At 42.5% G+C, this 17,161-nt stretch carries 11 protein-coding genes; 3 read left to right on the top strand and 8 right to left on the bottom strand.

Annotated elements, in window-relative coordinates; all coding sequences use genetic code 11:
• Positions 1 to 267: 267 nt before the first annotated feature.
• Positions 268 to 1,875 carry a bifunctional UDP-sugar hydrolase/5'-nucleotidase UshA gene (ushA, locus tag O1D97_RS10110; protein ID WP_269125249.1) on the top strand — a complete coding sequence of 536 codons (1,608 nt, stop codon included), beginning with the start codon at positions 268 to 270 and terminating at the stop codon, positions 1,873 to 1,875.
• Positions 1,876 to 2,002: 127 nt separating this feature from the next.
• Here the strand turns inward: ushA and O1D97_RS10105 are convergent, their stop codons facing one another.
• From O1D97_RS10105 to rph, 4 genes are all read right to left on the bottom strand, one after another.
• The gene (locus O1D97_RS10105; protein WP_269125246.1) at positions 2,003 to 2,509 is read right to left on the bottom strand and encodes a hypothetical protein; all 507 of its coding nucleotides are present in this window, start codon (positions 2,507 to 2,509) and stop codon (positions 2,003 to 2,005) included.
• Positions 2,510 to 2,660: 151 nt separating this feature from the next.
• Entirely contained in the window at positions 2,661 to 4,895 is a 2,235-nt protein-coding gene (locus O1D97_RS10100; protein ID WP_269125245.1) for a sensor domain-containing protein, read from the bottom strand.
• Between the two features lie 180 nt (positions 4,896 to 5,075).
• Positions 5,076 to 5,888, bottom strand: coding sequence for a substrate-binding periplasmic protein (locus O1D97_RS10095; protein ID WP_269125243.1), 813 nt, complete (start codon positions 5,886 to 5,888; stop codon positions 5,076 to 5,078).
• Positions 5,889 to 6,103: 215 nt separating this feature from the next.
• The gene (gene rph, locus O1D97_RS10090; RefSeq protein ID WP_269125242.1) at positions 6,104 to 6,823 is read right to left on the bottom strand and encodes a ribonuclease PH; all 720 of its coding nucleotides are present in this window, start codon (positions 6,821 to 6,823) and stop codon (positions 6,104 to 6,106) included.
• 160 nt (positions 6,824 to 6,983) lie between these two features.
• Here rph and O1D97_RS10085 point away from each other — a divergent pair, with 160 nt between their 5' ends.
• Positions 6,984 to 7,850, top strand: coding sequence for a YicC/YloC family endoribonuclease (locus O1D97_RS10085; RefSeq protein WP_269125241.1), 867 nt, complete (start codon positions 6,984 to 6,986; stop codon positions 7,848 to 7,850).
• Between the two features lie 85 nt (positions 7,851 to 7,935).
• On the opposite strand, the gene O1D97_RS10080 is transcribed toward O1D97_RS10085, so the two are convergent.
• From O1D97_RS10080 to O1D97_RS10070, 3 genes are all read right to left on the bottom strand, one after another.
• Positions 7,936 to 9,165 (bottom strand): type II toxin-antitoxin system HipA family toxin, encoded by a 1,230-nt coding sequence (locus O1D97_RS10080; RefSeq protein ID WP_269125239.1) that lies wholly within the window; start codon positions 9,163 to 9,165, stop codon positions 7,936 to 7,938.
• The gene (locus O1D97_RS10075) at positions 9,158 to 9,481 is read right to left on the bottom strand and encodes a helix-turn-helix domain-containing protein (protein ID WP_269125237.1); all 324 of its coding nucleotides are present in this window, start codon (positions 9,479 to 9,481) and stop codon (positions 9,158 to 9,160) included. The genes O1D97_RS10080 and O1D97_RS10075 overlap by 8 nt, the downstream gene beginning before the upstream one ends.
• 335 nt (positions 9,482 to 9,816) lie before the next feature.
• On the bottom strand, positions 9,817 to 12,957 hold the full coding sequence (locus O1D97_RS10070) for a DEAD/DEAH box helicase (protein WP_269125235.1): 3,141 nt from the start codon (positions 12,955 to 12,957) through the stop codon (positions 9,817 to 9,819).
• A 630-nt stretch (positions 12,958 to 13,587) separates the two neighbouring features.
• Between O1D97_RS10070 and O1D97_RS10065 the strand changes: the two genes are divergently transcribed.
• Complete coding sequence (locus O1D97_RS10065; RefSeq protein WP_269125415.1) at positions 13,588 to 14,901, top strand: ATP-binding protein; 1,314 nt, start codon at positions 13,588 to 13,590, stop codon at positions 14,899 to 14,901.
• A 639-nt stretch (positions 14,902 to 15,540) separates the two neighbouring features.
• Here O1D97_RS10065 and O1D97_RS10060 read toward each other — a convergent pair.
• Positions 15,541 to 17,115, bottom strand: coding sequence for an aldehyde dehydrogenase (NADP(+)) (locus tag O1D97_RS10060; protein WP_269125233.1), 1,575 nt, complete (start codon positions 17,113 to 17,115; stop codon positions 15,541 to 15,543).
• Positions 17,116 to 17,161: the final 46 nt, after the last annotated feature.

Here is a 17,161-nt window from a genome sequence, read left to right as displayed (position 1 = left end):
TAATAAATTATGGAATCCAGATTGCAAAAAGATGACGCTTAATGCATTTTTTTCGCAAAAACAGCCTTAATTTTCGTTTATTTACTAAAACCCTTTCAAGTGAAAGCAATGACATCTTCCTATTGTCATTCTTGTGTTATATTTTTACTGTAACTTATTTCTGTAATAATTGAACTAGGTTGTATAACCAAAACGACTAACTGCTCTTACGCACAGTCCCTATTTTAGAATAAATAACGATAATACTTATACAAAAGGAAGGAAAACATGAAGCCAACTCGTTACATAACCCATTTAGCACTCACTGGCGTCGCCGTGGCGATTGCAGGTTGTTCTGTTATCAGTGAACAACATGGTCCCGCTTGGGAAGTTGATAAAGAATATCGACTCACTATTTTACACACCAATGACCATCACGGTCGCTTTTGGCAAAACAGCAAAGGCGAATATGGCATGGCCGCTCGTAAGACCTTGATCGACAATATTCGTGAAGAAGTCGCCTTAGAAAATGGTTCGACATTATTGTTATCTGGCGGTGATATCAACACGGGTGTACCTGAATCCGATTTGCAAAATGCGGAGCCTGATTTCAAAGGCATGAACATGCTGCAATACGATGCCATGGCTTTAGGTAATCATGAGTTTGATAACTCAATTGAAGTACTGCGCCAACAAAAAGAATGGGCAGGGTTTCCCTTCCTATCGGCCAATATTATTGATACAGAAACGGGTAAGCCTTTATTTGACGCTTACAAGATTTTTGAAATTGAAGATCTGAAAATTGCCGTTGTTGGTTTTACTACTGAAAGTACAGCGATTCTAGGCAACCCAGAATACTTGAAAGGTCTTGAAATCCGTAAGCCTGTCGATGTAGCAAAAGACTTAATTCCTGAATTACGTGAAAAAGCGGACTTCGTCATCGCCGCGACTCACATGGGTCACTATGAAAATGGTAACTACGGTGGTAATGCACCAGGCGATGTCACCTTAGCTCGCACTGTTCCAGGTATTGATGTCATCGTAGGTGGCCATTCACAAAATCCTCTATTTGAACCTGATGAGCAAAGTGGCACCTTAATTCTACAGGCTCACGAATGGGGCAAATACGTAGGTCGTCTTGACCTTGTGATCAAAAACGGTGAAGTCGTATGGTCTGAGTATGAACTGGTTCCAGTTAACTTGAAGAAAAAAGTAAAAGATGCGGAAGGTAACAGTGTTCGTGTATTCATTGATGAAGAAATTCCTCAAAACTCTGAAATGCTTGCCTTGTTAACGCCATATCAAGAAAAAGGTCAAACGGAACTGAACGTTGAAATCGGTTCGGCTGACACTGATTTTATTGGCGAACGTAACATCGTACGTAATCAAGAAACCAACCTTGGTAACTTAATTGCATTGTCGATGAAAGAAAAAGTGAATGCCGATATCGGTATCATGAACTCTGGCGGTATTCGTGATGATATGCCAAAAGGCCTATTAACTTATAAGAGCGTTCTACAAGTACAGCCGTTTGGTAACAGCGTTTCTTACGTTGACCTAACTTCTGCAGAGTTAACGGACTACCTATCAGCCGTTGCATCTAAAGAAGCAGGTGCCGGTGCATTCGCACAGTTCTCCGGTGTGGAGTTAATGCTTAAAGATGGCGTTGCTAGCAATATTAAAGTAAATGGCAAACCATTAATGAACAATAAAACCTACCGTATTGCGATCAATAACTATGTCGCTGCAGGTGGTGATGGTTACCCTAAAGTAACCGATCATCCGAACTATACCGACTCAGGTTATGTTGATGCTGACGTTCTAGTGGAGTACATCCAAAAGAACTCTCCAATTAAAGGCGCTGACTTTGCCCCTACTGGTTCTGTGAAACGTTAACAGACACAACCAGTAGCCATAACAAAAATGCCCTAATGTAAACTCACACTAGGGCATTTTTTTCAACACTGGTTGCTATGTTGATCTAGGTAATGGGATTCACTTATGAAATGACTATCTTACATGGCTAATTTCTTTTGTAGTTCAGCTTCCAAGTCATAGGCTTCGGTAATTTTTCTGACTCCAGCTTAACGCTATATAACAATTCATTGCTGTCGACCATTTTCCATGTATTCGTACGAGTACCCCGTTCAGACTGTAAAATGGTCACAATGGAATCCTTAGTACGTTGGAAGGTCCCTGAAATCTCCACACCTTCTTCATCCTTTTTCAAAAAGCTACCTTTTGCAGCCATTGAAATTACCATCGCTTCGTCAGTATCACACTGCCACTGAAATTGATCTTCTTGGGATTGAAGCAACCATTGATGACAAATTTGAGTTTGCTTTTTTAAAGCGGGGCGGGCTAAAGCACGAATGAAAAAATTCATCTCTTTCGCCACACTTTCAACCGCCTCATCCAACTTTGCCTGAGTATTATCGGCATTCTGTAATTGCCAAGTACCATTGAAATCAGTAGCTAAGGTATTCATACTGACAGTAAACATCACCGTCATTAATAATGTTTTTTTCACTGGGTCATTCCTCATTATTGTTTTTATTAGAGCGAGAACAAAGTCTCTCACCTATATCATGACACAGCAGTAAAAGATGTTAAGACGCAAAAACAAGCAATATTACTAACATTTAAGGTCAATAGTTCCTTCAACCGTAATACATCACGTCTCATGAATCGTGACGATTGACAACAAGACTTGTATTTTCAAATAAGAAGCGGGTAGCCATATCCTTATCTAAAGGACGAGCAAAGTAATAACCTTGGAAACGCTTACAACCCAAGGTTTGCAGAATGTTTTTCTCTCTATCCGTTTCAACGCCTTCTGCTAACACAGACAATTGCATATGGCCCGCCATAGATAATATCGTATTCACAATGACTTGGCTGGCGGGGTCATCCGTCAAATCTCGAATAAAGGATTGATCAATTTTCAGCTGATCTAATGGGAAATACTGTAAATAGCGTAATGAGGAGTAAGCCGTACCAAAATCATCAATAGAAAAACGAATGCCTATATCTATTAGTGCCTGCATTTTGGAGGTAACTAGAGGAATGTTTTTTACTAACATACCTTCTGTAATTTCTAAATCAATAAGATGCGGATCCACGCCAATGCTCTCGACCGCCTCTAACACCTGCTGTACAAAACCCTCTTTCGCAAATTGATAAGGGCTAATATTAATCGCCACACCTTGAAAGTAGGAAGGTATACCCATATCTTGCCATACTTTCAGCTGAGCAAAGGACTCTTTCATCACCCACAAGCCTAATGGCTCTATCAAGCCAGTTTCTTCTGTTATAGGAATGAATCGATCCGGTGATACCAACCCTAGCTCATGACTATCCCAACGTAATAAGGCTTCAAAACCTATGGTTTGATTTAAGTCGTTCACTTGAGGTTGGTAAACCATATAAAATTCATTATTATCTAACCCTGTCCGCAAGGCATGCTCTATCTGTACTCTTTCATTCACTTGCTGTTGCATGTCTATATGGTAAAAGAAGTAGCCGTTACGCCCATTTTCTTTCGCTTGATACATGGCGGTATCAGCACGCTGTAAAATATTTATTTCATTTTTATCCGATAATGGAAACAAACTTATACCAATACTCGCGGATATAAATAAATCGGCACCATCAATCATAAAAACGCGCTCTAATGACCGTAACAGCATTTCGGCTAACGTCGACACTCTTTCCTGAGCCTCAGTTAGCGTATCTGCAATCTCAGGTAGCAAAACCACAAACTCATCCCCACCGATACGTGCGGCTATAGACGTTTGAGACAAAGGCTCAAGAATACGTTTCGCTACTTCTACAAGCAGGTTGTCGCCAACCAAATGCCCCATAGAATCATTAATGGCTTTAAAACGGTCTAAATCGATAAATAACAAAGCCCCTATACAACCTTTTTCACGAGCCAGTTCAACCATATTATCAAGGTGTTTATTTAAAAACCGACGGTTTGGTAGACATGTAAGAGCATCGTAATAAGCTAAAAAATTCATCTGCTCCTGATCTTTCTTACGTTGCGTAATATCACGAACGGATGCCAGAAAAAATCGCTCTTTACCTAGTGTGATAATATTGCCGCGAACCTCAACAGGGAAAGCATTGCCATTGCTTTGTAGGTACTGTGTTTCAAAAATTTTAGCCTCCCCTTGAACGGCCTGAGACCATTCATTTAAACGTTGCAAAGGGTGTTGAGAATCAATTTGTTGCAAGGACAGCTTCAACAGGCTGCTTTTATCGTAATTAAGCAAACGACAGGCCTCATCATTACAATCATGAATGCGTCCCTTCAAGTCTGAAAGCAACATACATTCACTTGATTGGTGTAACACGGCTTTAAAGTAGGCTTCGCTTTTTGCCAACTGATTCTCAACACGTTTGCGCTTATGCCAGAGCGCGGTAAAAGTACGTGACAAAACACCAAACTCATCACTCCGTGAGGCGGATTGAAATTCTAATTGATTGGGTTCATTCGCATTTTTTTCTAAATCAGCAAGTTGCTCTATGAGAAGGAAGAGAGGCTGTGATGTTTGCAAGAAGAACAGCACCAACATCGCGACTCCCAGCAAGAAAGCACTGATGAATACCGTGGTTACTAAAAAGAGGTTTCTGTTTATAAAATTAGAAAGGACCTCAGCCGCATCTATGGCGACCCACAATTCACCAACCGTTCGACCCTCTTGTAGTAAAGGCATAACATACTTTCGTGTCAGGCCATCCAACATACTGTCAATAATCCATTGATGGAACAAGGGTTCAACAGCTCTATTATTACGGGCTAATAAATTACCTAGATCATCAGAAATTTGAGCATGATGGAAATTTTTTGTTCGCATTAAACCCGATACAACTTGGTCCGCTAAATGGCTATCTAACGTATAAGCGGCCACCGTTGCTGCATTTTGAATAATATGCAGGGTAGACCACGTTTGACCCTCTATACTTTTTTTCTTCTTTCCAATCCATCGACATTTGAAAGAGACTGAACAACAAGCTATACAATAGGATAAGAATAAGTGAATATTTAGCTTGTTTATAAAAAAGGCGATCTTTCAATGCCAGCATTTACCCTACTCCTTGGCAGCTTGTGATTGATTTATTGAATCATAAGAGACACCATAACGCTGAAATATTCTTTCTTGAACGCCATTTAATTTAATTGTCTCAAGCCCTTTATTCAATAAATCTCTCCATTTTCTTGCGTCTGGGTACTTCTTACTAAAACAGACTGAGTAATAATGACTTTCAATACTTGGTAAATCATAAAAGCTAAGCTTCTTCTCTATTCCTAACTTTTTCGCTATATAATCAGCATTATCTCGTTCAACAACAAGTACTTCCTGCCCACGTCGTAAGATAAGGTTCAACCCTTGTTGTACACTACTGACCGACTTATAGGCCACATTCGCGTCATCTAACATGTTTGTTTGTGACCAGCTTTCTACAGCAACATTTTTATACGATTTTAAACCTTCTAACGTGATTTCTTTATTATCTAACAAGTGCTTTCCCGTTACCAAAGCCACTACGGAAGATGAGATATTTTCTGAAAAAAACGAAAACGCCGAACGAGGAGAAACTTGGCGGCAGGTAACCGCACCTAAAGTCAGACCCGCCTTCATATTACGCATGATCCGCTTCCAAGACATAATTTCAATCTTGATCGACACTTCTTGAGAAGCGTATGCAGCACGAATCAAATCAACATCAAGACCATATACTGTGTTTTTTTCATCAAAAGACACTAACTGAGGGATAATAGTAGAGTCTACTACATGTGGAGGAAAGTGCATCGCACTCAAAGTGATGGTCTGTGCCCTAATATGTGGGCTACATAACAACAATACCAAACAAGCAATGTATCTTTTATAACTATGTTGCATGATATGTACCGTGGCCAGTCCTTTGTTTAAATACCATTTTTCCAGTATTTTTTAATTAAGCTGAGAGAGTCTTCATTAAGACAAATTTTAAGCCGCTTTTATTATACAAGTATTCACTTTAAATACCCTCACCGTTTCAGCAAACAACAATGAGGGCATCTTGATTTTATTTAGCCTTTCTCAAACACTTGGCAATAGGCTTACAATACCGATGGTTATGCGTCAAACAAGGCTTTGCGTTGTAATTCTAAAATTTCATTAATGCCTTTACGAGCTACTTTCAACATGCCCATCATCTGCTCATCATCAAAGGCAGCACCTTCAGCTGTACCCTGAATTTCTATGAAACCGCCCTTATCATTCATAATGACATTCATATCTGTTTCTGCATTAGAATCTTCTGGGTAATCCAAATCCAAGACAGGTTCACCTTTGTATATCCCCACTGAAATGGCAGCAATTTGCGATACAATTGGATTCTCTTTGATTTTTTTCATCTCAACCAATTTACGAACGGCATCCGCAAGAGCAACAAAACCACCGGTAATAGACGCTGTACGAGTGCCACCATCCGCTTGAATAACATCGCAGTCAATCGTTAAGGTATGTTCGCCCAACTTTTTCAAATCCACCGCAGCACGTAAAGAGCGACCAATCAAACGCTGGATCTCAACCGTACGACCATTTTGTTTACCTCGTGCCGCTTCACGATCCATACGACTGCCAGTAGAACGAGGCAACATACCGTATTCCGCTGTAATCCAACCTTGGCCTTTGCCTTTCAGAAAACGCGGTACGCCTGGTACCAGTGTGGCAGTACAAATCACCTTAGTATCACCACATTCAATTAATACAGACCCTTCGGCATGTTTCGTAAAATTACGGGTAATTTTAAGTTCTCGTAACTGATCGGTAGCTCGGCCACTTGGTCGCATAGGTATCTCTCTATCTTCAGGACTATAAAACTCGCATTATAGCGAAGACTCAGACAAAAGCGCACCCATCTTGGTCACTGTTCCTCATTCTTTGACTGAGTTACACTATTTCATTACCGCGTCATCACACAATACACACAATACTGATTGGAAATACTTTATGACAGCAAGCATGACCGCCTTTACCCGCAAAGAAACTGCCTACGACTGGGGAACTATCAGTTGGGAAATTCGCTCGGTAAATCAGCGCTATCTTGAACCACACTTTCGCCTGCCAGAAAGTTTTCGAGAACTTGAATTCACTTTCCGCGACACCCTGCGTAAACAATTAAATCGCGGAAAAGTCGAATGCCAGCTGCGTTTTCAAAGTACCGATAAAGCGGCAACAGGACTAACAATCAATGAGAGCAACGCCCAAAATCTAGCCCAAGCACTGACACAAATTAGCCAACATATTCCTCATGCCACACAACCGACCACATTAGATATTTTGCAATACCCTGGTATCTTATCGGATTCCAGTATAGACGCCGATGTTATGAAAAAAAGCATTGTGGAGCTCTTTAACGACGCCGTTCAAGACCTAATTCAAGCTCGTTTACGGGAAGGTGAAGCTCTGAACCAATTGATCCACCAGCGGCTAGATGACATAGACATCATTGTCGCACAGGTTCAAACCCAGCTCCCAACCATCCTAACGGCACAGAAACAAAACCTGATAGACAAACTGGAAGCGGCAAAAGTGGACCTTGACCCCATGCGTGTCGAACAAGAAATCGTCCTACTCGCGCAAAAAGCCGACGTCGCCGAAGAACTGGACCGTCTCGCCACCCACACCAAAGAAGTCCGCCGCCAACTCGCTCAAAAAGGCCCCATCGGCCGTCGATTAGATTTCTTAATGCAAGAACTCAACCGCGAAGCCAACACCCTATCCTCTAAATCTATTGTCATTGAAACCACTCAAAGCGCCGTGGAATTGAAGGTTTTGATCGAGCAAATGAGGGAGCAGATCCAGAATATAGAATAGGTTGTTGGGTGAACAGTTATCCGTTCAGAAGTTTTTAACTCAATATGACGACGCCTCTGCATTTTTGTACGCGTCGGTTCTCATTTTAGCGTAGCGGTATATTTCGTAAGTGCGTATCAATGGCTTCAATCATTGATTTGGTAAGCGGTAAATGCGATTTTTCTTTCGCCCATACCTCATGAAAGCCTGCTACGGTTTGCTTGGCCGTATCTAAGACCAATTTTTCTGGCAGCATGGCTTTAGCGGCTAGGTGTGATAACTCATCCAGCGTGAAATCACTGAATTTTTTGCTACGACTAACCTTTAACGACGCACTATCATCGGGGATATAAGGGATGGTCGAGACAAAATCATAAGCAGGCGCAATGGATGCAGTGCGCTGGTCTTTGTAGATCACAGACCAATTTTTCAAATGCATATCAGCATTGCCAATTAGGGTATTGAACACCAATCTGCGTGTAAATTCTGCGATGTCTTCGTGTTGACCTTCGATGCCGATAACCTGAGCAATATTGCGCATACTGGCTTTTTTGTATTTATCTTGAGGATAAACGCCAAACACTTGCGCAAAGTCCTCAATATGCACAGCTTGAACATCTGCACGATCAAAGCGCTTAATCACAAACGCCTGAGCGTTTTTAAAAGAGCGGCCAAATTTACCAATACCATCTGGGATATTAGAAATCTGATTAATAGGGAGTAGCTGCGTTTCTGGCACATCCATTCCCAACATTCGAGCCAGTTCCATCATTGAATATTCATTTTCTGGCACAGCGTCAAATCGAGACGACGGTAATTTTACAATCCAAGAGCCACCTTGACCGGTTGCTGGGATCGTCAAACCGCCATTTGCCTGCTGCACAGCTGAAAACTTCAATTGCACTCCCGCCAATGAAAAGCGCATTGGGGCTACCATTTTCGTTTCATCGTCAATGTCTTGATGCACATTAGGCGGCAGCGCTTCACCATCGGCCGGTTCAACCGTGATCGCACCGGCTAAATCCTGTCCTAGCACCCATAATAGAAAAAATTCCCGTGCTGGGTTCACTCCGGCACGCTCTGCCAGGTAATGAAGCATGGTTTCCTCTGGTAAAAGGTTAGAGAAAAACGGCGTTAACTTGGTTTGGGTCGGTTTAAAGTTAGTCAGTAAGCCACCCAGTGCATCTTTAAAACCAAGCCCTAACACTGGCCGTAAGTCGTTATTAATGTACGAATCCATAAAAGCAAAAAGTGTTCTGTCATTGCCCACGTTAGTGATCGTTGCGATGGGCTCACCGTAGAGCAACACGTTGAGCGTAGAGACATGATTAGTCATCGTCGTCTTCCTCTAACTGATATGCGGGCGACATTGCCTCACCTTCGTCGATACCGTTATTGCTTAGACCTTGGCTGCTTCGAATGATCGACTTAATGGCAGGTACAGATTTTTTTGGTGCGACAAATAGCTCTAGGTCGAGTACACGAGCAAGTGCAATCAAACTGGACATTCTTAAATCAACGCCGCCAGACTCGATTTTCGAAATATGGCTTTGAGGCACCCCCGAACGCGCACTCAGCTCTCTTTGACTAAAACCTTTACGTGCCCGAGCTTCTCGAAGACTTACTAGTATCTGCTCTGTTACATAGCTCATTTCGATATACCTAAACATATCAATTAAGAATAATTATATACAAAAACATATCATTCTAATCCGAATACCTCAAGAGTGATTAGTTATCACATATCTTTCAGTGTATTTTGATATATAATTATAGATAACATGAATCAGCAGAGCCTAATTTCTTATCCGCTTGCTCTTCGGTAATGGTGTCGCGTTTTAACCGGCTAAAGTTTGTCAATTTGCTTGGTTGAACTTTGGGTCTCTGAGGTAGACGCCAACACTAAATAGCAAATTCCCTCCGCAATATGCTGCTTAAATTTCTGAAAAAACGTACTTTTCGGCCGGTGATACCACTGTCATCTCGACTAACCCACTGCCAACTTCGCAGCTTGTTGCCACATAAAGTGTGGCATTGGCTCTTTTAACTGCCAAGTAATGCTCATTGGTTGTGACCCCGTATGTGACACATACTCAACTTCACCATAATTCACAAAACCCATGGTGCGGCCGTATTCATCTTTGCTTTGTTCACGCACAAATAAAAACAGACGCTTACCGATTTTTTGGTGTTGGATATACTCCAAACCACGGCCTTTATCTGGCCGTGCACTATTTTGCGACTGCCAATGAAAGAGGTGTTCATTAATCGCGTAATCGTGATACATAGTGGTTGGCGAAAATTGCTTTTCGTTTTTGTCCAAGGTGACAAACATCAGTTCAATATTTTGATCTTTAAGTACAAACACACCTTCGCGTGCTGGCGGCTGGCGCTCAAACGTGGTCGCACCAAATGCCACCAATATTTGCTCACGCGCATAACGTGCATGCAGCCTCAGTGAAACCTCAGGCAAAGCCTGCATTATGGATTGTTCATGCTTGGTTTGAGCGAGTTGCCAGTTTAAAACATCGAATAATTCTGCTTTTAACTCGCCAGAATTTAGTTTTGCTAAGCTCTGCTCAATGGAATCAAATCCACATTCAGATCCCGTTTTTTGCCAGAAATCGTAATGACACATCAAGGCATGACGTTGACTAGAATTTTCAACAATAAAGTTATTTTGGCAAAGCTGTTTTAAGAAGCTCAAATAGGCATGATCATCGCAGGTTAAAATTCGGTTATGAATGGACTTTCTAAGCATTTTCAGCAGATCTTCATCAGCTGAATTTTCGTTGATTTCATCTTTAGCCTGTTGAACCAGCTGCGACCAACTCCCTCGCTTATAAAGCTCATTCAAGTCAATATGAGGATTTAAGGTTAAGAAATTCGACAATGTTAACGGCAGTGTGGAATGCTGAGGATATTGGCGGATCATCGCGACTAGGCGCTTCAACGTTAATGAGGCTTGACGGATATTGCTCAGTACCATTTCTTGCGTGCGTTTACTCAACTCAATGCGGCAACCCAGTGGCGCGTGGGGGAAGCCTAGCTTTATTTCATCACTGATCGCTCGATGACTTTTCCCCACTAAAGCTCTAAATTTATTGGCAAAATCATATTCAGGACGTGAGTTGCCAACAAAATCCAACACGGTACAGCACTCCTTACCGTCAGATAAACGCAAACCTCGGCCAAGCTGTTGCAAGAAAATCGTGAGGCTTTCTGTCGGCCGTAAAAACAATAACGTATCCACTTCGGGAATATCGACACCTTCGTTGAAGATATCGACCACACAAAGTACATTTATGTCCCCAGTTCGAATAGCTTGCTGCTTTTGTTGCCGCTCGTGGCTGTTATCACTGGTCAACACATCCGCTTTAATGCCTTTTAATAAGAGTTGCTGTGTCATGTACTGTGCATGTTCTTTGCTCACACAAAAGGCCAATGCTTTCATTTTGCCTATATCAGTGATGATCTCTTGCATACTCAGCAAAATCTTGTCAAAGCGGACTTGGTTGTGGGTATAGAGATTGGTCAGCTGAGCGATATCGTAACGTCCACGACTCCATGCAATGTTGCGAAGGTCGGTATCATCATCAATAGCAAAATACTGAAATGGGCAAAGGTGACGACGATTAATGGCTTCCGGCAAACGGATTTCAGCGGCAATCACGCCACCGAAATCCGTTAGAATATCCCCACCATCATGGCGCTCAGGTGTAGCGGTAAGCCCGAGTAATATAGTTGGGGAAAAGTGCTCCAGCAGTGCGCGATAGCTAGCCGCTGCAATATGATGCACCTCATCAATCACAATGTAGTCATAATAGTCAGTAGTTAGGTTAAGCTGTTCCAGCTGATTGTTCAGTGTTTGAATGGAAACAAACAACTGCCGATAGTGCTCCGGTGTATGTCCGCCAACCCAAAGTTCACCAAAAGCACCATTACGCAATACCTCACGATACGCAGATCTAGCTTGCTTTAAGATTTCTTCTCGATGAGCGACAAACAGGAACTTAGCTTGCGGCTTGTCTTTTACAAAGCGCGCAAAATCAAAGGCTGAGATCAGGGTTTTTCCGGTGCCGGTTGCCGCTACGACTAAATTGCGAAAGCGCTGGTGAACACTGCGCTCAACGGCCAGTTGTTCCAAAATGTCACTTTGGTGAGGAAACGGCGAGATATCAAAGAAATACGTTGGACTGGCCTCAAAATCTCCGCGCTGCTGGTTCAAGGCTTTTTTGAGTTTTTCACTGCTTGTTGCGTCACCACTAAAGTGTTCAAAATCATGAGAAGCCCAATAGGTTTCAAAGGTGCTCAATGATTTATTGATGATGTGTGGAATTTCTTGCGAGGTGATTTTTAAATTCCACTCTAAGCCATTAGTTAACGCTGAATGGGAAAGATTGGAAGAGCCGATATAACCAGTGTGATAACCCGTGTTGCGTAAAAATAGATAGCTCTTGGCATGTAACCGCTCCCGCTCAGTGTTGTAACTCAGCTTCACTTCGGTATTGGGTAAGCTCGCCAGATATTCCACCGCTTTTGCATCTGTCGCTCCCATGTATGAGGTAGTAATGATTTTTAGCTCTCGGCCACTAGATGTAAACTCTTCTAACTCTTTACGGAAAATTCGTATCCCTGCCCACTTAATAAATGAGACTAACCAGTAAATTTTATCCGCAGACAAAATTTCTCGCTTCAATTCCGATTCAAGTGACAATCCTGCATTGCTGCCACAAAACAGTTCGCTTTGACTTAGTCCGGTTAAAGGAAAAATGTCGTTAATATAATTTTTTAAATCGGCTGAGACAGGATTTTCTAATTCGTATAGCGCAGTAAGGATTTTGCCTTGACTAGCAAGTAAGTTGTCTTCAATAAAATCGTGATCTTGAATTTGTGTTTTTAGCCAGAGTAACAACTGATTAGACAACGCAATTTGATGTTGAAGCCGATCATCACCTTCAGGTATAGCATCTATGGCATATTCAAGGATGTTTGAGAGAAAACGAGATAACCAAACTGAAGCTTCATTACTGCTGAGTTCACGTTCGCCAACATAAAACCGCTCTCGATCAATACGACTACGAATAAGCTGCGTAATTAACTGCTCATAAATTCCAACTTGTTGCATGATATTCCTTTTATGCTGGTAGTTCGTTAAATCATAACATCGATTATTGACTTAGCTGTTATGAGAAAATAATAACTTTATTATAAGAAATCGAGTCAGAATAAAGTATGAATAGTACTGAGGCCAAAGCCTGTTTTGGCCTTTACCTCGGGCAAGCGCAAAACCCGCTGCTGACGCGCTGGGTGTACTGTGTTTGTGTAGTTGGGTCCATCGTTTCTACTTTTTCAAAATAAGCCTCACTGATCTGTTAAGTTCTCTTAGGAGTTTGCCCCGCTAGTATTAAAGAGTTAAACGGACGCAGTAGGCAGATAAATGCTCAGATCGTGCAGCTTTCTGTGGGTATTGCTAACAACCTGCCCCAGAATTGACATAATGCCCCAAGTAACAAATACCGTATGGGCAGGGTTGGTGTATGGCTAAATGACGTGAATTAAGGCTTTGCCCAGATTATCCCAAAAGCCCAAGGGATAAGTGCCAAAAGCCTTCTCAAACGGGAAAGTATTGCTCAACGAGAACGACACAACACTTTTATGCGCATAAAAATGTAATACTTCACACTTTTATGCGCATAAAAGTGTAGAATGAGTTATGCTACAGGCAGTTAACAGTTTTAATTGGCGGGAAATGACAATGCAGCGCAACTTACTCAACGCCCTAATAGCATGGAAAAATCAACCTGTGCGCAAGCCATTATTGATCGATGGTGCAAGACAAACCGGTAAAACCTATCTGCTGCAAGAGTTGTTTGGGAACACCTTTGCCAACATCCTTCGTATCGACTTCCTTGAAAACCCTGCCTACAAAGAGGCGTTCGATGGCTCACTGTCACCTGACGAGTTAGTAATGAACATTGAGTTGTTAACCAATCAAGCGTTCAACCCAGAAACCGACCTGCTGATATTAGATGAAATTGGCGAATGCGAACGTGCCGTTACTGCGCTTAAGTATTTTGCCGAAAAAGCACCGTCCTATTTTGTCGCAGCCAGCGGCTCGAATATTGGTTTGCTCAACACCTTCCCTGTGGGCAAGGTAGAACAATACAATTTACGACCACTGACCTTCCAAGAATTTATTTACGCATCCAACGAGCAAGCACTGATCAAAGCGTTTGATAGTCAAGCAAGCACACCGGCGGTACACACTAAATTGATGGATAAACTAACAGACTACTTTTTTACCGGTGGTATGCCGGAAGCCGTTTCTGCTTGGTATCAGTTTAAAGATTCCAGCATTCTAGAGCGTGTTGAAAAAGTCACAAAAATTCATGCCGATTTAGTTGAAGGTTATCGCCGCGATTTCGGTAAGTACGCGGGCAAAGTCGATGCCACACTGATTGAATCTGTGTTTAATAGCATTCCAGCGCAGCTATCACTTGTGAGCGATGAGTCTGTTAAACGCTTTAAATTTAAGCATGTGCATGAACGGAAATCTCGCTATAGCGACTTTGAAACCGCGATCCATTGGCTTAACTGCTGCCGCTTAGCTTTGCCAAACTACCCTATTGAAGGATTGCCGAAATCTCCGTTGGCGGCCTATAAAAAAGAAAATATGGTGAAACTGTTTCTGTTTGATGTGGGCCTGCTCAATCATATGCTGGGCAGCAGTTATAAAGAGATTAAGCAACAAAACTATGAATACAAAGGCTATGTGGCTGAAAACTTTGTGCAACAAGAGCTCACTGCTATTGGCGTTGACCCAAGCTATTCATGGAATGATGCCCGCGCCGAAATCGAATTTATTTTGGCGACCGATGGAGGCGATATCGTCCCTGTGGAAGTCAAAAGTGGTAAACGTACAAGAGCAAAATCGTTGGCATCCTACGTTGAAAAATGTACTCCAAGTAAAACCTTTAAGTTAACGGGCACACAAGGCTCATCCGCATTAGAGCAAACCAATATCGTGATGCCTTTGTATTTCACGCAGTATTTACCACAGAGATGGTAAAAGCGCGTTGTCTAGAAGCATGAGGTCTACACAGAGTTACCTTATGAGTAACAATTTGTAGACCTGAATATCTACCATTCGACACTCTGACTTATCACTATTGGATATCATAGTATCCATATTGAGCTTATTTCTATCAAAATGGACATCATAATGTCTATTTCAGGCTAGGTGAGTTTTCTGCTGACTCATCACTATCGCATAGAACCAGTAAAAAATAGCTAGACTATGTTGACGGCAATCGTGCTCGATAAAGCCTTTCAAAACAGCTATGTTTTAACCCTCACCGCAGCATAAAAATGACACTTTTTTCCGTACTCATAACCAAGAAGCGCCACTAAGATTTAGTAAAAGCCATAGGCAAGTGGTGGGCAGTTTGGTGGGAGAATAGGCATTTTTGAACAATCTCTTTTCGATAACTTATTGAGTTTGTTAGGCTCTAGGCCGCTACTCAATGAGAAAATTCAAGAAATCGAGTAAATTTTACCACTAATAAGCACTCCTAGGCGTCTTGTATTCCATTATAAAGAGTATTGGGAACCTAGAGCTTTTTTAGCTTGCTTCAGGTTCCACACAAAAGGGGGAAATATTTCTATCTCCCCCTTTTACATGCATAGAGCGCAGCTCTTCTCTACTGAGTTAACACAGTACACCGTCCACTAATTGAGGAATCGTTAAAGGATTGTTATCTTGAACGCTTACTGGCAATAACGCGGCTGGAAAGTCTTGATAACAAACAGGACGTACGAAGCGATCAATCGCAGCACTGCCGACAGAGGTTGAACGACTGTCGGATGTAGCAGGAAAAGGTCCACCATGAACCATAGAATGACAAACTTCAACACCCGTTGGGTAACCATTACAAAGTAGGCGACCAGCTTTGCGTTCAAGAATGGGTAAAAGTATTGCGACCGCGTCAACATCCTCTTCGCTCATCTGAATGGTGGCGGTTAACTGACCCTCCAAGTGCTCTGCCACGGCACGGTATTCTTCTATAGTTTGGCATTTTATTATCAGAGAGTTAGAACCAAACACTTCATTTTCCAGACTTTTATCGTTTAGGAAAGCGGGAGCATCCGTAACAAACACATGCGTCTGACACTGATTCGGTGCAGAGGAAGTTTTGGCTTTTGCCAATAGCGTCACCTTATCATTCATCGCCAAGGCATTTACACCATCGCAATAGGCTTGATAAATACCAGGGGTTAACATGGTTTGTGTAGACAAGGCTTCCGTATCTTTCGCCACTTGAGCAAGGAAGTCATCGGTGCCCTCCCCATCCAGTAACACGACTAGACCTGGGTTAGTACAAAACTGCCCCGCGCCCATTGCTAAGGAAGCCACAAAGCCAGAAGCGATGGATTCAGCTTGTTGAGCCAGTTTACTTGGCATCACAAAAACGGGGTTGATACTGCTCATTTCCGCATACACCGGAATCGGCTCAGGACGATTGGCGGCGATATTCATTAGAGCCATACCACCAGAACGAGAGCCAGTAAAACCAACCGCTTTAATGCAAGGATGGGCAACTAAAGCGCCACCCACATCAGCACCCGCGCCGAATAACAACGAGAAAACACCCTCTGGTAAGGCGCATTTTTTGATGGCCGTTTGAATAGCGCGTCCCACTAATTCTGAGGTTCCTGGATGAGCTGAATGCGCTTTGACAATAACCGGACAACCCGCGGCTAACGCTGACGCCGTATCGCCACCAGCAACAGAAAAAGCCAATGGAAAATTACTTGCGCCAAATACCGCCACTGGCCCTAATGGGATTTTTTGAAAACGGAGATCGGAACGAGGTAATGGCGCACGATCCGGAATCGCAGGATCAATACGTGCGTCAACAAATTTCCCCATGCGAACGACGGAAGCAAACATTCGAAGTTGGCCCATAGTACGACCACGCTCACCTTCGATGCGTGCTTTTGGCAAACCTGACTCCGCCATTGCACGCTCAACTAGAGCATCCCCTAACGCTAGAATTTCATCGGCGATGCATTCAAGAAAAGCCGCGCGCTGTTCAACAGAAACAGCCCGATAAGCATCAAAAGCTTGCCATGCTAAGGCCGCGGCTTGATCGACGTGTTGTTGATCTCCACCCAAGAACGCAGGGTCTAAACACTCATTTGTTACTGGATTTAGAGCGTGTATGGCTTTCTTATGACCCTGAATGGATTGCTGTCCAATCAACATATGTCCTAATATTTGCATGATTCTCTCCACGATATTATTGCGTGAGTGGTTATAAAAAGACAAA

This window comes from Marinomonas phaeophyticola, from assembly GCF_026966905.1.
Taxonomy (GTDB): Bacteria; Pseudomonadota; Gammaproteobacteria; order Pseudomonadales; family Marinomonadaceae; genus Marinomonas; species Marinomonas phaeophyticola.
The sequence above is the reverse complement of the archived record's forward strand: the minus strand, read 5'-3'. Positions and strand labels throughout refer to the sequence as shown.